This is a genomic window from Mesorhizobium sp. P2_F8 (assembly GCF_056403655.1).
Genome location: NZ_JBFUFB010000001.1, coordinates 120165 through 138823, shown reverse-complemented (window position 1 = coordinate 138823; position 18659 = coordinate 120165). Strand labels below are relative to the sequence as shown.

16 protein-coding genes are annotated in these 18659 nt (G+C 62.8%); 7 read left to right on the top strand and 9 right to left on the bottom strand.

Annotation, left to right across the window (positions count from 1 at the left end; translation table 11 throughout):
• Positions 1–42 precede the first annotated feature (42 nt).
• Positions 43–1206 carry a M20 aminoacylase family protein gene (locus tag AC1DZP_RS00700; protein ID WP_477228390.1) on the bottom strand — a complete coding sequence of 388 codons (1164 nt, stop codon included), beginning with the start codon at positions 1204–1206 and terminating at the stop codon, positions 43–45.
• A 217-nt stretch (positions 1207–1423) separates the two neighbouring features.
• Here AC1DZP_RS00700 and AC1DZP_RS00695 point away from each other — a divergent pair, with 217 nt between their 5' ends.
• Together AC1DZP_RS00695 and AC1DZP_RS00690 are read left to right on the top strand one after the other, a co-directional pair.
• On the top strand, positions 1424–2590 hold the full coding sequence (locus AC1DZP_RS00695; protein WP_477299811.1) for a serine hydrolase: 1167 nt from the start codon (positions 1424–1426) through the stop codon (positions 2588–2590).
• Positions 2591–2594: 4 nt separating this feature from the next.
• Positions 2595–3683, top strand: a complete 1089-nt coding sequence (locus tag AC1DZP_RS00690) for a CobW family GTP-binding protein (protein ID WP_477299810.1) — start codon at positions 2595–2597, stop codon at positions 3681–3683.
• A gap of 3 nt (positions 3684–3686) precedes the next feature.
• Here AC1DZP_RS00690 and AC1DZP_RS00685 read toward each other — a convergent pair whose 3' ends face one another.
• From AC1DZP_RS00685 to AC1DZP_RS00665, 5 genes are all read right to left on the bottom strand, one after another.
• The gene (locus AC1DZP_RS00685; protein WP_477299809.1) at positions 3687–3944 is read right to left on the bottom strand and encodes a sulfurtransferase TusA family protein; all 258 of its coding nucleotides are present in this window, start codon (positions 3942–3944) and stop codon (positions 3687–3689) included.
• 55 nt (positions 3945–3999) lie between these two features.
• Complete coding sequence (locus AC1DZP_RS00680; RefSeq protein ID WP_477300173.1) at positions 4000–5319, bottom strand: L,D-transpeptidase family protein; 1320 nt, start codon at positions 5317–5319, stop codon at positions 4000–4002.
• A 218-nt stretch (positions 5320–5537) separates the two neighbouring features.
• The gene (locus AC1DZP_RS00675) at positions 5538–6488 is read right to left on the bottom strand and encodes an acetyl-CoA carboxylase carboxyltransferase subunit alpha (protein WP_457154042.1); all 951 of its coding nucleotides are present in this window, start codon (positions 6486–6488) and stop codon (positions 5538–5540) included.
• A gap of 99 nt (positions 6489–6587) precedes the next feature.
• Positions 6588–7523, bottom strand: a complete 936-nt coding sequence (locus AC1DZP_RS00670; protein ID WP_477299808.1) for a site-specific tyrosine recombinase XerD — start codon at positions 7521–7523, stop codon at positions 6588–6590.
• A 36-nt stretch (positions 7524–7559) separates the two neighbouring features.
• The gene (locus tag AC1DZP_RS00665; protein ID WP_095084921.1) at positions 7560–7712 is read right to left on the bottom strand and encodes a histidine kinase; all 153 of its coding nucleotides are present in this window, start codon (positions 7710–7712) and stop codon (positions 7560–7562) included.
• Between the two features lie 210 nt (positions 7713–7922).
• Here AC1DZP_RS00665 and AC1DZP_RS00660 point away from each other — a divergent pair, with 210 nt between their 5' ends.
• The 3 genes from AC1DZP_RS00660 to AC1DZP_RS00650 are packed head-to-tail and all read left to right on the top strand — an operon-like array spanning position 7923 to position 10629.
• A complete protein-coding gene (locus AC1DZP_RS00660; RefSeq protein ID WP_095085024.1) occupies positions 7923–8534 on the top strand; it encodes a shikimate kinase in 612 nt (203 codons plus the stop codon).
• Positions 8531–9736, top strand: a complete 1206-nt coding sequence (gene aroB / locus AC1DZP_RS00655) for a 3-dehydroquinate synthase (RefSeq protein ID WP_477299807.1) — start codon at positions 8531–8533, stop codon at positions 9734–9736. The genes AC1DZP_RS00660 and aroB overlap by 4 nt, the downstream gene beginning before the upstream one ends.
• A complete protein-coding gene (locus AC1DZP_RS00650; protein ID WP_477299806.1) occupies positions 9733–10629 on the top strand; it encodes an HlyC/CorC family transporter in 897 nt (298 codons plus the stop codon). The genes aroB and AC1DZP_RS00650 overlap by 4 nt, the downstream gene beginning before the upstream one ends.
• Positions 10630–10872: 243 nt before the next feature.
• On the opposite strand, the gene AC1DZP_RS00645 is transcribed toward AC1DZP_RS00650, so the two are convergent.
• From AC1DZP_RS00645 to AC1DZP_RS00635, 3 genes are read right to left on the bottom strand one after another with little or no spacing between them, the layout of a single operon-like run.
• Entirely contained in the window at positions 10873–12414 is a 1542-nt protein-coding gene (locus AC1DZP_RS00645; protein ID WP_477299805.1) for a SpoVR family protein, read from the bottom strand.
• Positions 12415–12422: 8 nt separating this feature from the next.
• A complete protein-coding gene (locus AC1DZP_RS00640; protein WP_477299804.1) occupies positions 12423–13736 on the bottom strand; it encodes a YeaH/YhbH family protein in 1314 nt (437 codons plus the stop codon).
• A 17-nt stretch (positions 13737–13753) separates the two neighbouring features.
• Positions 13754–15703, bottom strand: coding sequence for a PrkA family serine protein kinase (locus AC1DZP_RS00635; RefSeq protein ID WP_095084916.1), 1950 nt, complete (start codon positions 15701–15703; stop codon positions 13754–13756).
• Between the two features lie 453 nt (positions 15704–16156).
• Between AC1DZP_RS00635 and AC1DZP_RS00630 the strand changes: the two genes are divergently transcribed.
• Together AC1DZP_RS00630 and AC1DZP_RS00625 are read left to right on the top strand one after the other, a co-directional pair.
• Positions 16157–16963: an alpha/beta hydrolase gene (locus AC1DZP_RS00630; RefSeq protein WP_477299803.1), complete on the top strand. Its 807-nt coding sequence runs from the start codon at positions 16157–16159 to the stop codon at positions 16961–16963.
• 127 nt (positions 16964–17090) lie between these two features.
• A complete protein-coding gene (locus AC1DZP_RS00625; protein ID WP_477299802.1) occupies positions 17091–18644 on the top strand; it encodes an acetolactate synthase large subunit in 1554 nt (517 codons plus the stop codon).
• The last annotated feature ends 15 nt before the right edge of the window (positions 18645–18659 follow it).

Genomic DNA, 18659 nt, shown 5'->3' with positions numbered 1-18659 from the left:
GCCGGCCGAACGCAATTCGGTCGGCCCTTTGCGCGACAGGCATCAGGCGGCGAGTGCCGTCTCCGCCAGTTTCACCCAATAGCTCATGCCGTGCGGGATGACCTCGTCGTTGAAGTCGTAGGCCGGGTGGTGAAGGCCGGCGGTGTCGCCATTGCCGATGAAGATGAAGGCGCCGGGGCGGGCTTCCAGCATGTAGGAGAAATCCTCGCCGCCCATCACCGGCTGGATGCCGCGGTGCACGTGGGCATCGCCGGCGACACCGGCCGCGATATCGCTGGCAAACACCGTCTCTTCCGCATGATTGAAGGTCACGGGGTAATTCGCCTGATAATCGACCTCGATCCTGGCGCCAAACGCGGTCGCCAGCCCGTCGCAGATGGCGCGGATGCGCTCTTCGGACTTTTTGGCGATTTCCTTGCGCAGGGTACGCACGGTACCGGCGATTTCGGCCGTCTCGGGAATGATGTTGTAGGCATCGCCGGCATGGAACTTGGTCACCGACACCACCACGGCCTCGACCGGATCGGTGCTGCGCGAGGCGATCGTCTGCAAGGCGCCGACCAGCTGGCTGGTGATGACGATCGGGTCGATGGTGCCGTGCGGCATTGCTGCATGGCCGCCCTTGCCGCGCACGGTGATGGTGAACTCGGCCGTCGCCGCCATGATCGGGCCCGGGCGGATGGCGAACTGCCCGACAGGCAGGCCGGGCATGTTGTGCATGCCGAACACCTTGGAGATGTCGAAACGATCCATCATGCCATCCTTGACCATCTCGTTGCCGCCGCCGCCGCCTTCCTCGGCCGGCTGGAAGATCACCGCCACCGAGCCGGTGAAGTTGCGCGTCTCGGCGAGGTATTTCGCAGCACCCAAAAGCATCGCCGTATGGCCGTCATGGCCGCAGGCGTGCATCTTGCCGGGAATGGTCGAGGCGTAGGGCTTGCCGGAGATCTCGTTGAGCGGCAGCGCATCCATGTCGGCGCGCAGGCCGATGGTGGGGCCTTCGCCCTGGCGGCCGCGGATGATGCCAACCACGCCGGTCTTGCCGAGGCCGGTCACCACGTCGTCGCAACCGAAGGCCTTCAGCTTCTCGGTGACGAAGGCGGCGGTCTTGAAGACGTCGAAGTTCAGTTCCGGCGTCTGGTGCAGATGCTGGCGCCAGCCGGCAACTTCGTCCTGCATTTCGGCGGCACGGTTCAGGATTGGCATGATGGTTCCATCTCGCTGTTGGGACAGGCGGGTGTTGTCCGCTGCCTTGCAATTGTGATCGTCAGGCGCTTTGCCATGTTGGCGTCACATAGAGTAAATAGCACCGCAACGATGCAGTCCGGTTTTTGAGGGTCGGACTGCATCGTGCTGGCGATCGCGTAACGAAATCTTACGGAGCCAGGGGCGACTACGGCAAGAGGCGATTTCGGATTTGATCATGCGGCACAGGCATTTCCTCAAACTATTCTCGGCTGGCGCAATCGTGCTGTCGGTCCTGGCCGGGTCGGCGCAGGCCAATCCGGTCGTTGTGTTCGATCTCAACAACGGCCAGATCCTGCAGCATCAGGATGCGTTCAAGCGCTGGTATCCGGCGTCGCTGAGCAAGTTGATGACCGCTTATGTGACCTTCCGGGCGATCGCGGCCGGCGATGTCCAGCTCGATTCGCCGATCAAGGTGACGAAACACTCGGCCTCCCAGCCGCCAAGCAAGATGGGCTTCAAGCCGGGCTCGGTGATGCGGCTCGACAACGCGCTGAAGATGATGCTGGTCAAGTCGGCCAATGACATCGCCATGGCCGTCGGCGAGAATGTCGGCGGCTCACAGGCAGCCTTCGCCGAACGGATGAACGCCGAGGCGACCAGGCTCGGCATGAACGGCACGCATTTCGTCAATCCGAACGGGCTCTATTCGCCGGACCAGTACACGACGGCGCGCGACCTCGCCGTGCTGGTGATGGCCATCCGGCGTGAATTTCCGCAATATGCGCCGTGGTTCTCGATCGAGGGGCTTGCGGTCGGCAAGAAGGCGATTCCGAACTACAATCTGCTGATCGGCCGGTATCCCGGCGCCGACGGCATGAAGACGGGCTTCGTCTGCCCCTCCGGCTTCAACATGATCGGCTCGGCGACCCGCAATGGGCGCACGCTGGTGGCGGTCGTGCTTGGCGAGAAGTCCGCAATCACCCGTGCCGAGGCCGCAGCGAAACTGCTCGACCAGGGTTTTGATACGCCGGCCGCCGGCTCGACCACCATCGCGACGCTAGCGCCCTATGGCGACACTGTCTCACCCAACGACATGCATGATGAAATCTGCAAGAAGAAGGCGCCGGCGGAGCAGTCCGAGGCACCGCCCGCCGCTGCCGCCAAGGATGTGCCGAAATCGCCCTACCATGAGAAGCTCGACCATGTCCCGACGCTGGTTGCCGTCGGCCTCGGCGGTGCCACCGGTCCGGCGCCGAAGGCCATGCTCGACCAGGGCGGCCAAGAGTATGCCGACGTGCCGATCCCGAGCTGGCGTCCCGACCAGCCGGCGCCGGCCGGCACAGGCCCGGTCGTTGCCGGTCCCGCCGCGCAAGGCGACCAGCCGGTCAAGGTTGCGAATTAGCCGGATGAGCGGCTTCCCGATCCCTGTCTCGGTGCTGACCGGCTTTCTCGGCGCAGGCAAGACGACACTGCTCAACCGGCTGTTGAAAGATCCGGCGCTGGCCGACACGGCGGTCATCATCAACGAATTCGGCGAAGTTGCGATCGACCATCTACTGGTCGAGCAGGCGTCCGACGGCATCATCCAGCTGTCGGACGGCTGCCTGTGCTGCACGGTGCGCGGCGAACTGGTCGACACGCTGGCCGACCTGGTCGATCGGCTGCAGACAGGCCGCATCGCCCGTCTGGCCCGCGGCATCATCGAGACCACGGGGCTAGCCGATCCGGCGCCAGTGCTGCAGTCCATCATGGCGCATCCCGCGCTGGTCCAGGCCTTCCGGCTCGACGGCGTCATCACGCTGGTCGACGCGGTCAATGGCAATGCCACGCTCGACGCGCATGTCGAAGCGGTCAAGCAGGTGGCGGTTGCCGACCGCATCGTGCTCAGCAAGGCCGATCTGGTCACCGACCCGCATGAACTGGAAATGCTGCGGGCGCGCCTGCGGCAGATCAATCCGGGCGCCGATTTGCTTAACGTTGCCGACACGAAGACAGGCGTGGCGGCGCTGTTTGATTGCGGTCTCTACAATCCGGCGACCAAATCCGCCGATGTGCGGCGCTGGCTGGGCGAGGCGCATGATCATCATCATCATGACGGCCATGATCATGAGCATGACCACGGCCACGATCAGCGCGTGCGTTCCTACTCGCTCGTCCACGACGGCCCGGTGCCGTTTTCAGCGATCGAGATGTTTCTCGACCTGTTGCGCTCGGCACATGGCGAGCGTCTGCTGCGGATGAAGGGCGTCATCGAGCTCAGCGAAGACCCGTCGCGGCCGTTGGTGATCCATGGTGTGCAGAAGATCCTGCATCCGCCGGTGCAATTGCCGTCCTGGCCGGATGGCCAGCGCGGAACGCGGCTGGTGCTGATCACGCTCGATATGCCGGAAGACTATGTGCGTCGGCTGTTCGCCGCCTTCACCAACCGGCCGTCGATCGACACGCCCGACCGCGCGGCGCTGGAACACAATCCGCTGGCGATCGCGGGGCGGTAAACTCTACGATTGCCGCTCGCCGCGCTCGACCAGAAAGCGATGACCGCCTGACACCGCCGCCGTTTCGACGAGATGGTGGCCGCTGTCCGAACAGAATGCCGGGATGTCGATGACGGCCAGCGGGTCGGTGGTTTCGAGCCAGAGCCGGCTGCCTGGCTGCATTCCGGCCAGCCGTTTCTTTGCTTTCAGCACAGGCAAAGGGCAGTTCAGCCCCTTGAGATCGTAGACGGTCGCAGGCTTGGAAACCTTGTTTTCAAGCATGTCGTTGTCCCAAAACCGCTACGCACCTTTGGGTGACCTGCATTGGCGAAAAGCCTCAACCGCCGAACATGCCGAGCAGCTTGTTCTTCAGTCTGGTGACCCTGCTCTCGTCGGCGCTCGCCGCCTGTGTTTCAGCTTCAGGCGCGGCCTCCATGGGGGCTGCGATCGTGGCGGTGGCGACAGGCGCTTCCTTGGCGGCCTTGGCCGCCTCTTTCTGGGCCTTGGCCGCTTCCTTCTCGGCCAGGGCCTGCGCCTTGGCCGCTTCCTTGGCCTGCCTGGCTGCCTCTATGGCGGCAAGCCTCTGCTCCTCGGCCTTCTGCTTGGCGGCTTTTTCGGCGTCGAGTGCCGCCATCTTGCGGCCGGCCGGCGAATCGATGCGGCCCATGCGCGCCGTCTCGGTCACCGAGCCATCGGTGTTGAGCGACGGCGGATCGATCGGCACGCGCTCGCCGCGCGCCCGGCGCTTGGACCAGTCGGAGACGATGCTGGCTTCCTTGACGCCGGCGATGGTCGGCTTCGGCGGCGGCGCGCTGGCCTTGAGCGCGCCGTTGAACGCCGCGTCATAGGTGCTCTGATAGGCGTTGTAGGCGCTCTTCAAGGAATCCGGTTGCGTGGTCGCCGGGCAGGCGCCGGTCGGATCAAAAGTCTGGCCGTCGGCGGCGACCTGGTTGAAGACGTAGCGCTTCTCGCAGACGTCGACCTTCGGCGGCACCTTGGTGACTTCGAAATTGTCGTAGCCAACCTTCAGCATCTTCCAGAACTCATAGTTCGGGTCGTTGCGGTAGCGCGCCATGTTGGCGGCGGTCATGCGGAACGGAAAAGCCTGGATCTGGAATTCGGTCTGGCCACCCTGGAAGGCATCGCGGCCAAAGGCATAGATCTGCTCGATCTGCGCATCGGTCATCGAATAGCAGCCCGACGACGAGCAGGCGCCGTGCACCATCAGATTGGCGCCGGTGCGGCCATTGGCCCGGTCATAGGCATTGGGAAAGCCGATGTTGAAGGACAGATGGTAGTTCGAGCGCGGGTTCATCTGCGACGGGCGCACCGTGTAGAAGCCTTCCGGCGCCTGGCGGTCGCCTTCGGTGTATTTCGGCCCGAGCTTGCCCGACCATTTGCAGATATCATAGCTCGCCACCATGTCGTAGCGGCCGTTGGTCTTGGCCTTCCAGATTTCTAGCTTGCCCTCTTCCTTGAAGATGCGGGCCATCACCGACGAGGTGCGCACCATGCCCTTGGCCCTCATGTCGGCGAGGATCTTGTCGGGCAGCGGCTTGTTGGCCTCCGGGGCAAAATCCTTCATCGACGAATCGTTGCAGCCGGCAACGCCGAGGGCAGCGATCAGGATTCCAGTGCGGGCAAGCTTGGCGAACATGGCTGCGGATATCGTCTTTTCTCTGGCGCCAAGGCGATTCATGCCAAGGCTTCTGCACTGAACGTGTACGGACACTAAGCCCGTTAACCTTGAAAATTCCTTACCGCAAGTGTCGACGCGTCCCCCCGCGGCAGTCTCATTGAGCCGAATGCAGCGGCATTTTTGTGGCAAAAATGCTCCGTGCCGCCACATTGCGGCGGGCGGGGCAGGGCCTTGGTTTAGAGACTGCGGCCCATTGCCAGATATTTCTCGCGGCGCTGCTCGCGGAAGTCGGTGTTGGCGCCAGAAAAATCCTTCATAGTCTTGGCGATGAGGTCGCCGGTCGCGGCAATCACGGTTTCGGCGCCACGATGCGCGCCGCCGAGCGGCTCGGGGATGATGGCGTCGATGATCTTGAGCTCCAGAAGATCCTGCGCGGTGATCTTCATGTTGGTCGCCGCGTCCTTCGATCGTGTCGTGTCGCGCCACAGGATCGAGGCGGCGCCTTCCGGCGAGATCACCGAATAGATGGCGTGTTCGAGCATGTAGACGCGGTTGGCGGTGGCGATCGCGATGGCGCCGCCCGAGCCACCTTCGCCGATGACCACCGAGATCGACGGCACTTTCAGGCCAAGGCAGGCCGAGGTCGAGCGGGCAATCGCTTCCGCCTGGCCGCGCTCCTCCGCGCCGACGCCGGGATAGGCGCCAGCGGTGTCCACCAGCGTCAGCAGCGGGATATTGAAGCGGTCGGCGAGTTCCATCAGCCGCACCGCCTTGCGGTAGCCTTCCGGCCGCACCGAGCCGAAATTATGCTTCAGCCGGCTGGTCGTGTCGGAGCCCTTTTCCTGGCCGATGATGGCCACGGGCTCGCCGCGGAAGCGGGCGAAACCGCCGACGATCGCCTGGTCCTCGCCGAAATTGCGGTCGCCGGCCAGCGGCGTGAAATCGTTGAACAGGCCCTTGATGTAGTCGACGCAGTGCGGCCGGTCGGGATGGCGCGCCACCTGCACCTTCTGCCACGGCGTCAGCGCCTTGTAGGCGTCGCGCAGCGCGTCGCGGGAGCGCTTCTCGAGACGGCTGATCTCGTCGCCGACATCGACCGCCTCGCCACTCTCGGCAAGCTTCTTCAGCTCGAGGATCTTGCCCTCGAGGTCCTGCACCGGCTTTTCGAAATCGAGGTAATTGTACATGCGTGAGCGGACCGATACGTCGGAAGGCGAGGACTGGCGGAACCCTGAAATCCAAGGCTCCGGGCGGTGGAACGTCGTCCTCACATAGCGATATGAGGCCTAGTCGGCAAGCGGATGATGATCGTTGACCAGCCGCACCAGCCGCTCTTCCAGCACATGGGTGTAAATCTGTGTCGTCGATATGTCGGCATGGCCGAGCAACTGCTGCACGGCCCTGAGATCTGCGCCGTTCTGCAGGAGATGGCTGGCGAAAGCATGGCGCAGCACATGCGGCGAGATCTTCGCGGAGGCGATGCCGGCCCTTGCCGCCAGCCCTTTCAGGTCGCGGGCAAAGACCTGGCGCGAGAGATAGCCGCTATCCGAGGCGGCCGGAAACAGAAACGGACTGTCGGCGAAGGCAGGCACCTTGGCGCGGGCGGCAAGCCAGCTCCGCATCGCCGTGCGCGCCTTGGCCGATAGCGGCACCATGCGCTCCTTGTCACCCTTGCCGCGCACCATGAAGAAACGGTCGTCGCGCTGCGCCACCGTCACCGGCAGGCCGACCAGTTCGGAAACGCGCAGGCCGGTGGCATAGAGCACCTCGACCAACGCATGCAGGCGCAGTGCCGCCAGCCAATCGCTGTCGCCAGGCACCGCATCGTTGCCGAGCCTGGGATCGCCGGCCTCAAGCGCTGCGCGGTCGATCAGCCGGCCGGTGTCGGCCTCGCTCATCGTCTTCGGCAGCGGACGGCCCTTTTTCGGGCTGTCCAGCGTGCCGGTCGGGTCATCCGCGCGCAGACCCTCGGCGTAGAGGAACTTGAAGAACTGACGGATCGCCGACAATTTGCGCGCCTGCGATGTCGGCGCGAAGCCACGCGCGGCGATATCGTCGAGATAGGCGCGGATATCGGTGGCGGCGGCACCGGCAAGCCCGCCATCGATCGCGTCCGAAGCGTCTTCGAGGTCGCGGCGATAGGAGGACAGCGTGTTTTCGGCGGCACCGCGCTCGGCGCTCATCATTTCCAGGAAGGCTTCGATGCGGGCGGCGCTGTTCATTCGGGTTTTCTTGGGCGGGCTTTTCTTTGGCGGCGATCAGCTTTTCTTGGGATTGAGCTTTTCGGGAGGGATGCGCACGCTCATTTCCGCCTTTCTGGGCTCGACGAACATCACCAGCGCGAACATCGTACCATAGGCAATGCCGGCCAGAATCGCGAGGATCACGACAAAGCGAAACAGTGTCGGCATCAATTTTCGCCCGTCTTCTTGTTCTGCGTTTCCAAACCCTGTGCCCTTATGGGACGCCAATCCGCCCAATTCAAGGAAGAAGCTGAGGTTTGTTAGCAACTTCTGATGATGCACGGCCAGCCCATATCATGCTCAGGGCTGCTCGCTACGCTTGACGAAAACCGGCTTTTCATGTCGATACGCCGGCAAAGGGGGCACTCGAAGCATCAGATGAACGCGCTGCCATCAAATCCTCCAGAGGAGAACCACGCCGCGCTGCTTGGCCGGCTGGGCAGCCGTTCCGTCGTCTTTGTCGGGTTGATGGGCGCCGGCAAGACGGCGATCGGCCGCAAGGTGGCGGCGATGCTGGCGCTGCCCTTCATCGACAGCGACCAGGAGATCGAAAGCGTCTCGCGCATGACCGTTCCGGAGCTGTTCGAGCGCTATGGCGAGACCGAGTTCAGGGCCCTGGAGCAACGCGTCATCCTGCGCGTGCTGGAGAACGGCCCGCAGGTGCTGTCGACTGGCGGCGGCGCCTTCATGAACGCCCACACGCGCGAGGCCATCGCCGGCCATGGCGTGTCGGTGTGGCTGAAGGCCGAGCTCGACCTTTTGATGGAGCGCGTCTCCAAGAAGCAGAACCGGCCGCTCCTGAAAAGCGCCGACCCCCGCGCCGTGCTGGAGCGGCTCATGCAGGAGCGGTATCCCGTCTACGCGACATCGGACGTCACCGTGCCGACCCGCGACGACCGCAAGGAGGTCATCGCGGCCGAGGTGGTGGATGCGCTTTGCCGGCATTTCGGCATTGATGAGACTGTCCCTACAGACGAGGTGCGATCGTGAGCGCAAGTCAGCCGGTCACCGTCGAAGTCGGCCTTGGCGACCGGGCCTACGACATCCTGATCGGCTCCGGTCTGCTGTCGCGCGCCGGTGCCGAGATTTCGCGCCGCCTGCCTGGTACACGCGCCGCGGTCATCACCGATGCCAATGTCGCGGCAGCGCATCTCGACGCACTGAAGAAGGGTCTCGAAAGGAACGACATCCAGCCCACTATCATCACGCTGCCGCCCGGCGAGAAGACCAAGAGCTTCGCCCATCTCGAAGAGGTGGTCGACGGCGTGCTGGCCGCCCGACTGGAACGCGGCGACATCGTCATCGCCTTTGGCGGCGGCGTCATCGGCGACCTTGCCGGCTTTGCCGCCGGTATCGTGCGCCGCGGCATGAATTTCGTGCAGATCCCGACCTCTCTGCTGGCTCAGGTCGATTCCTCGGTCGGCGGCAAGACAGGCATCAACAGCGCGCGCGGCAAGAACCTGGTCGGTGTTTTCCATCAGCCGAAGCTGGTGCTGGCCGATACCGAGGTGCTCGACACGCTGCCGATCCGCGAATTCCGCGCCGGCTATGCCGAGCTTGCCAAATATGGGCTCATCGACCGGCCGGGGTTTTTCGCCTGGCTGGAAGAGAACTGGTCCCACGTGTTCGCCGGCGGGCCGGAGAGGGCGCAGGCCATTGCCGAGGCCTGCCGCGCCAAGGCCGATGTGGTTGCCCGCGACGAGTTCGAGACCGGCGACCGTGCGCTGCTCAATCTCGGCCACACTTTCGGCCACGCGCTGGAAGCCGCCACCCAGTATGACGGAACCCGGCTCGTCCATGGCGAGGGTGTCGCCATCGGCATGGCGCTGGCGCATCGGTTCTCATCGCGGCTCAACCTCGCCAGCCCCGACGATGCGGCACGCGTCGAGGCGCATCTGCGTGCCGTCGGCCTGCCGTGGCGCATGGCCGACATTCCCGGTGACTTGCCCGATGCCGAGGCGCTGCTTTCCTTCATTGCCCAGGACAAGAAGGTGTCGCGCGGCGCGCTGACCTTCATCCTGACGCGCGGCATCGGCCAGGCCTTCATCGCCAAGGATGTGCCGGCTTCGGAAGTGCTGTCGTTCCTGAAGGAGAGCCATCCGGGCGAGCAGGAAAGCCGGTCTGGCCAGCAGAAGATGCGGCCGAGCCAGCAGCGGAGCCATCCGGGCCAGCAGAAGAGCCGGCCGAGATGAACAACGAGACCGGCTGGATCGTCGTCGCTGTCCTTGCCGTCCTCGTCCTGCTGGCCGTTGCCTTGCGTACGCGCCTGCTTGCCGCTTTCGGCTATGAACTGTCGCGCATCGGGCCGCAGCGCTCGAGTGAGGCCGAGTTGCGCGGCGCGGTCGACGATTTCCGCCGCGACGGCCAGGTGGTGCGCGAGGATCGCGATCGCGTCGGCGGCCTGTTCGATCTCGCCGAACTCGAAGTGTCGGATATCATGGTCCACCGTACCAACATGCGCTCGGTCAATGCCGACAATGCGCCGGAGGCGGTGGTGCGCGAGATCCTGCAGAGCCCGCACACCCGCATGCCGCTGTGGAAAGGCTCGCTCGACAACATTGTCGGCGTTCTGCACGCCAAGGACCTGCTGCGGGCGCTCAACGATGTCGGCAATGACTTTTCCAAAATCGACGTGATGAAGATCGCCTCGAAACCCTGGTTCGTGCCTGACACCACGACCTTGCAGGAACAGCTCAATGCCTTCCTGCGCCGCAAGGCGCATTTCGCCGTCGTCGTCGACGAATATGGCGAGGTCGAAGGGCTGGTGACGCTGGAGGACATCATCGAGGAGATCGTCGGCGAGATCGCCGACGAGCACGACGTCGACATCCAAGGCGTCAAGCAGGAGGCGGACGGTTCCGTCGTCGTCGATGGCACGGTGCCGATCCGCGACCTGAACAGGGCGCTCGACTGGAACCTGCCGGATGAGGAGGCCACCACCATCGCCGGACTGGTCATCCACGAGACGCAGTCGATCCCCGAGGAAAAACAGGCGTTTACTTTCCATGGCAAACGCTTCGTCGTGATGAAGCGCGACAAGAACCGGATCGCAAGGTTGAGAATACGGCCAGCCGGCGACGCTTAGAGCAATTCATCGTTTCACGGAAACGGCGAACGGCTCTAACTCTTTGTTTCGACGCAATTCCCTGAGGGAAAGCGCGACGCGCTTTTCCCGGGAAAACCGTTTCACACTTTTCCTGGAATTGCTCCAGGGCGTGTCGCGTTGAACGAATTCAGGCGACGTGCTTCAAGCCCCTGTCTTGATGCATGACGCCCAAGACCGGCGCGCACTTTTTAACGCCATGAGAACCAGCGCAACTGCGCAGCTTCATTCTGTGATCTGGCTCGTCGAGCGTTCGTGGATCGTTGCCCCCGTTTCAGCGTCGACGGCGGCCAAGCTGACCTCATAACCCCAAAGCCTGCGGATGTGACGAAGCGTGGCGTCGCGGCTGGCATCCTCGAGAAGGACGCCGTCATTGACCTTGTGCTGCAGTCGCAAATGCCGGTCGCCGAGCAGATCGACATCCACCACCTGGATGTCCGGTCGCTTCGCGCCAACGTCGTAGCTGTGAGCGAGCGCGGCGCGTATCTTGGCATAGCCGCGCTCGTTGTGAATCGAGGCGACCTGGCAATGCGGTTGGTCGGCAACGTCGCCGAGCACAAAGAACCGCCATTTTCGGATCAAAGTCGGACTGAGGTACTGGCGGATAAAGGATTCGTCGCGGTGATCCGCCCAGGCGTCGAGCAGGATCTCGCGCCAGTTGCCATGGCCGGCAATGTCGGGAAACCAGTCCCGGTCCTCGGCCGTCGGCTCTGTCGACATACGCTTTATGTCCTGCATCATGTCGAGGCCGAGAGCGTAGGGGTTGATGCCGGAAAAGCGCGGATCGTCGAATGCCGGCTGGAAGACCACATTGGAATGATTGCGCAGGATTTCGAGCATGGCGCCTTCGCTGATCAGGCCGCGATCGAACAGCATGTTCATCAGCGTATAGTGCACGAAAGTGGCGCAGCCCTCGTTCATCACCTGTGTCTGCCCCTGCGGATAAAAATACTGTGCTATGACACGAACGATCCGGACGATCTCCCGCTGCCAAGGCTCCAGGACCAGGCTGTTCTTTTCCAGGAAATAAAGCAGGTTTTCCTCGGGCAGGTTGAGCGATTTCTTGCGCTCCGGCTCTTGCTCCTTATCGCTGACCCTTTGCTGAGAAGGCGGCAGCGTGCGCCACAGATCGTTGTAGGAGCGCTCTTCGTACTCGAGCCGCTCGCGAAGCCCTTCGCGCTGCCGCTCCGACGACAGCTTCGGCGGCCGGTGATAGCGGAACACGCCCTGCGCCATCAGCGCATGGGCGGAATCAAGAACAGCCTCGACGGCGGTGAGGCCGTGCCGCTCCTCGCAACGCGCAATGTAGCCTTTGGCGAAGTCCAGGTAGCCGAGGATCGCCCCGGCGTCCGTCCACTGCTTGAACAACTGATTGTTCTTGAAGAAATGGTTGTGCCCGAGCGCAGCATGGGCCGTCACCAAGGCCTGCAGGGCCATGGTGTTTTCCTCCATCAGATAGACGATGCAGGGATTGGAATTAATGACCAGTTCATAGGCAAGCCCTCGCGCGCCTTTGCGATAGAGCAGATCCTGGTAGAGGAAATGTTTGCCGAAAGACCAGTGACGGTACATCAGCGGCATGCCGACCGACGAATAGGCGTCGAGCATCTGTTGGGAGGAGATGATCTCCATCTGCACGGGGTAGGTATCGAGATGAAGCTCTTCGACCGCGATTGTCTCGATCGCGTCATAGGCCCGCGACAATGTCTTGAAATCCCAGTCGGACCCTGAAAAAAGCAGGCTGGATTTACTGGCTTGTCTGGCCATCGTACCCTTCACGCTCTCTTAAGGGGAGCCAGCTGTCTGCCGAAGAGCTGGCGAAAGACCGGGTAGATATCGGCGGGCGTGGCGATGCGGCTCATCTGGAAGTTCGGCCATCTCACGTCGATTTCGCTATAGGCACGCCATAGCGATGTCCCGTTTTCGGTTGTGCGGAAGATATGGGCCTCACGCTCGTCGATGATCTCCACATAGGCAAAATACTGGCACAGCCGCATGAGCTTGCCGTTGAGCAAGGCTTTGCATCGCTCGGAATCGCCGGCGAAATTGTCGCCGTCCGAGGCCTGGGCGGCATAGATGTTCCATTCGCGGGCCGGGTAACGTTCGTCAATAATGCGATGCATTTCCTCCAGCGCGGTGGAAACGACAGTGCCGCCGCTTTGCGTGTTGTAGAAGAATGTGTCCTCATCGACCTCCTGGGCCAGGTGCGTGTGGCGGATGAAGACGATCTCGATGCGGTCGTAGCGCCGTTTCAAGAACAGGTGCAGCAGCACGAAGAAGCGCTTGGCCAGATCCTTTTCGCGCTCGCCCATCGAGCCGGACACATCCATCAGGCAGAACATGACGGCGTTGGCGTTCGGCACAGGCTGGGGATCGAAGCGGTTGAAGCGGATGTCGACTGGATCGACATAGGCAATTCGCCGGCGGCGGCGTTCCAGCCGGTCGAGATCCTCGCGCAATGCCGCAATGCGCTGGCTTGCCGCTGCGCTGGATGGCACCAACTCAAGCGTAGCGATTTCCTGGAGGACCGCGTCCAGTTCCGCCTGCTTGGGACGCCTCAGCGCAATGCGGCGGCCATGGCTGTTGCGCATCGTGCGCCCAACATTGATGTTGGTCGGTGAACCGGTAGCGGCGAAACCAGCTCGGCGCGGTTTGAAGGCAAGGATTTCCTTGAGGTTGAGCTTGACCATGTCCGGAAGTTCGAGATCCTCGAAAAAAAGATCGAGCACCTCTTCGCGTGACAGCACGAAACGAAAGTCGTCTTCAGACGCCGTGTTTCCCGGGGACGACGCTCCCCCGCCGCCACCCTGGCCGGGCTTGGGGATCAGGTCTCCAGGGGAGAAATGCTTGTTGCCCGGCAGGATGTGCTGGCGCCTGCCGCTGTTGCGGGCGTTGTTGAAGCTCGGCTCGCCTGTGCCCCTTTCGGGCATAGGCACGGTGTGCTCGGCATCCGCGTCGGCGATCCTGCCAGAGCGGATCTGATCTCGTATGTTCCGCTTCAGTTCCTCGCGGGCACGCTTGAGGAAGCGCTGGCGATTGCCGAGGCTCTTGTCCTTTGGATTCAGGCGGCGGTCGATGAAGATCGGCATGGACCCATCGGGCTCTCTCAGCCCGCCTTGTTCACCCGCATGTACCAGTCCACCAGGCGACGCACCTGCCGCTGGGTGTAGCCGCGCTCGACCATGCGTTGAACGAATTCGTTGTGCCGTTTTTCCGTAACGCTGTCTTGCTTGGAGCCGAAGCTGATCACCGGCAAGAGGTCCTCGACCTGACCGAACATCCGCTTCTCGATGACCTCGCGGAGTTTTTCATAACTCGTCCATGACGGGTTACGGTCATGGTTCCTTGCGCGCGCGCGCAGCGTGAACTTAACCACCTCGTTGCGGAAGTCCTTGGGATTGGCGATGCCGGCCGGCTTTTCGACCTGCGACAATTCGTTTTCCAAAACCTCGCGTTTCAAGATCTGGCCGGTGTCGGGGTCCTTGTAGTCCTGATCCTCGATCCAGGCATCGGCATAGGCGATGTAACGGTCGAAAAGGTTCTGGCCATATTCGCTATAGGATTCGAGATAGGCCTTCTGGATCTCGTGGCCGATGAACTCGGCATACCGCGTGGCGATCTCCGACTTGATGAAATCGAGATAGGCTGCTTCCGATTCCTTGGGAAACTGCTCTCGCTTGATCGCCTCCTCCAGAATGTACATCAGGTGCACAGGATCGGCAGCCACTTCCTTGGTGTCGTAGTTGAAGGTCTGCGACAGGATCTTGAAGGCGAAGCGCGTGCTGACGCCCCTCATGCCCTCATCGACCCCGGCGGCATCGCGATATTCCTGAACCGACTTCGCCTTGGGGTCGACGTCCTTCAGGTTCTCGCCGTCATAGGCACGCATCTTGGTGTAGAGTGGCGAATTGTCATGCTCGGCCAGGCGGGTCGAGACGGTGAACCGGCTGAGAATGTCCAGCACCTCGGGCGCGCACGGGCTAGCGGCCAATTCGCTCTCTCGCAGCAGCTTTTCGTAGATCTGCCTCTCTTCGGTGATCCGCAGACAATAGGGCACCTTGACCACGAGGATGCGGTCGAGAAAGGCCTCATTGTTCTTGTTGTTCTTGAACTGCTGCCATTCCGACTCGTTGGAATGGGCCACGATGATCCCCTGGTAGGGAAACGCGCCGAAATTTTCGGTGCCGTTGTAGCTGCCCTCCTGGGTGGCGGTCAGCAGCGGATGCAGGACCTTGATGGGCGCCTTGAACATTTCCACGAATTCAAGCAGGCCCTGGGTGGTCCGGTTCAGTCCGCCGCTATAGGAATAGGCGTCCGGATCGGACTGGCTGAAATTTTCCAATAGCCGGATGTCGACCTTGCCGACCAGGGCCGAGACGTCCTGATTGTTCTCATCGCCCGGCTCGGTCTTGGCGATGCCGATCTGGCGCAACCGCGAAGGCATCAGCTTGACGACGCTGAACTTGGAAATGTCGCCAGAGAGTTCGTCGAGGCGCTTGGCCGCCCATGGCGAGATGAGCCCGTTCAGCCGGCGTCGGGCTATGCCGTATTTATCCTGCAGCAGGTCGCCCATGCGATCGGGATGGAAGAGGCCAAGCGGCGATTCGAAAACCGGGCTGACCTGGTTGCCGACCTTCAGCGTGTAGATCGGGCGCTGCTCCATCAATTTCTTCAGCCGTTCGGCAAGCGAGGATTTGCCGCCGCCAACCGGGCCCAGGAGATAAAGGATCTGCTTGCGCTCCTCGAGCCCCTGGGAAGCGTAGCGAAAATAGCCAGCAATGCGTTCGATCGTGTCCTCCATTCCGTAGAAATCGGAGAAGGAGGGATAGATCTTAACGGTGCGGTTCGAGAAAATGCGACCGAGCCGTTCGTCCTTGCTGGTGTCGACCAGGTTCGGCTCGCCGATAGCCTCGACCATCCGTTCAGGCGCCGAGGCATACATCGATCTGTCCTCTCGGCAGGCAAGGAGATATTGCTGGAGGCTGATTTCTTCCTGAGCCGCGTTCGCATAAATCTCCGAAAACAGGTCGAAGACGTCGGATTGATTCTCGCGCATGATACTCTGCCCTCAGAGCCGTTTTGGCTGCCTGCCGGCTCATCATGTATTCAACTGCCGGAATGCATTGTGGTTCCCTTCACACGAAGGAGAGCGCGTGCATCTGGCATTGAAACCCGGGACACCACCCATGTGGCAAAAATGCTTGCCAAATACTTAGGTGGTGATGGCCAGATGAGACCGTCAAGGGGCAGATATTGATTTCGTGAGCTGAACTGCAAGACAGTGCATTTGATACGGCCTGATGCTGCGACATTTGCGACCCGATGCGAGTTCGGCAAAGCCGGTGGATCCGGCCCCTCTACAGCGGATGAGCCCCCAAAAACTCGAGTGCCGTTCGAGATTCGGATCGATGATGGCGCGCCGACCCAGACCACTCGGGTATTAACAATCCTTAACTGGACGCTCGCTGCGCCTGCGGGCACTGTTGGCCTACACGGTCGGGAGACCATGATGATCGATCGACGAAGCCTCATTCTGGCCTCCGTGGCGGCGATGCTGCCATTGGGAGCATCGGCCGCGCGGCGCCCGCGCCAACCCGCGCCAAAAACCTTCGACTACGGGCCGGCCAAGCTCGATATCTATGCGCCTGACGGTGCAACCGGCCTGCCGGTCGTCTTTTTCGTCCATGGGGGCACCTGGCAGTTCGGCAAACGCAGCCAGGTCAACGCCAAGCCGGCCTTCCTGCTGGCCAATGGGTTCTGCTTCGTCTCCATCGACTATCGCATGTTGCCCGAGGCCGACGTCGCCACCCAGGCCGGCGACGTCGAAAAGGCCTATGCCTATGTGCGCGCCAATATCGCGCAGCATGGCGGCGATCCCGATCGCATTGTCGGCATGGGCCACTCGGCCGGCTGCCATCTGATTGCGCTGACCGGCATGCGCGGTGGCCTGCCTGGCGTCGCGGCACTCATCCTCGACGATACCAGGGCCTATGATCTTGCAGCGCTTTCCAGCAATGGCGGCATGGTCCGGGCCTATGCCCGCGTCTTTTCCGACCCCACGCAATGGGCCGCGCTGTCGCCCGCCAGCTATGTCGACGGCCACAAGCATCCGCCGACCTTCATCGCCTATTCAAACGCCGCGGGCCGTGGCGAGGCCTCGAAGGCCTTCGCCGCGCGCCTGCGGGCGACCGGCACCAAGGTCACTGTGTTCGACGGCAGTGCCTATACGCACATGTCGATTAATCGCGATTTCGGCGAGGATGGCGACGCGCTGACCGCCGCCGCGCTGGCATTCCTGAAATCGACCGTCAGCTGACCCCCGACCCCGACGAGGCACAGGCATCAGAGGGACTGGATCAGATCAAAAGTGCCGACGGGATATTGCTGCGCGGGCGTTTGCCGGTGCAACTGCTCTCTTCGATCGTCAAGCGGGAGAGAATTCCATGAACGGCGCCGATGTCCTGTGTGATGTGCTTCTGGCCAATGATGTGACGGTCTGCTTCGCCAACCCCGGCACATCCGAAATGCATTTCGTCGCAGCGCTCGACCGGAAACCTGAGATGCGTTGCGTGCTCGGCCTGTTCGAGGGCGTGGTGACCGGTGCCGCCGACGGCTATGCGCGGATGACCGATCGGCCGGCCGCGACGCTGCTGCATACCGGTCCGGGTTTGGCCAACGGCCTGGCCAACATGCACAATGCCCGGCGCGCGCTCAGCTCGATGATCAACATTGTCGGCGACCATGCAGCCTACCATCTGCCGCTCGATGCTCCGCTGACCAGCGATATCGAGAGCCTTGCCAAGCCGATGTCGAACTGGGTGCGCCGCATCGCCGGCCCAGACGATGTCGCGCCGGCGACCGAGGCCGCCTTCCGCGCCTCGCTGACGCCTCCCGGTGTAACCACCCTGATCCTGCCCGCGGATGCCGCCTGGGGCGAAGTTGCCGCAGCCTCAGTCGGCAAGGCGACGCTGGCGCCGCCGCCCGCCGTCGACATGGACGCCGTGCGCACGGTCGCCGCAGCTATCCGTGCCGCTCCGGGTCGGGCGGGCATCATCGTTCGCGGACAGGCGGCAAGAGCCGATGCGCTTGCTGTCGCCGGGCAGATCTCGACGGGCAGCGATGTCCGTGTGTTCAGCGACGTGCTGATCGCCCGGATGCAGCGCGGGTGCGGGCGTGTCGCGCCGACGCGCATCCCCTATCCGATCGATGCGGCGACGGCACTGCTCAGGGATATCGATGTTCTGGTGCTGGCCGGCGCGCGGGAGCCGGTTGCCTTCTTCGCCTATCCGGGAAAGCCGGGGCGGCTTGTGCGGGAAGGCTGCCAGGTGCTGACGCTGGCCGCGCATGGCGAGGATCTCAATGCGGCTCTGGAAGCGCTCCGCGACGAACTCGGTATCAAGCCGTCGCAGCAGACGGTGTTCGCAACTGCCTTTCCCGACGAGGCGACGCCGAGCGGCCAACTCACGGAGGATGCGATCGCGCTGTCGGTGGCGCGCAAGCTGCCGGCCGATGCGATCGTCTGCGACGAGGCGGTCACCTCGGCACGGCGTTTCTTCGCCTTGTCGGCCTTTGCCGCTCCGCACGATTACATGATGACCACAGGCGGATCGATCGGTGGAGGCATTCCGCTTGCTACCGGGGCGGCGATCGCCTGTCCGAGCCGCAAGGTGATCAATCTGGAGGCTGACGGCAGTGGCATGTACACGGTGCAGGGGCTGTGGACGCAGGCCAGGGAAAATCTCGACGTGGTGACGATCGTCTTTTCCAATCGGACCTATGCGATCCTGCATGGCGAGATGCGCAATGTCGGCGTCGGCGCGATCGGCGAGAACGCCAGGCGGATGCTCGACCTCGACCAGCCGTCGCTGGACTGGGTTTGCCTGGCCAAAGGCATGGGCGTGGAGGCGGCTCGCGCCGATACCTGCGAGCGGTTCGACGCGCTGCTGGAGAGCGCCTTGTCGCGGCGCGGACCGTTCCTCATCGAAGCGGTGCTCTGAGCACAGCGAAGGCGG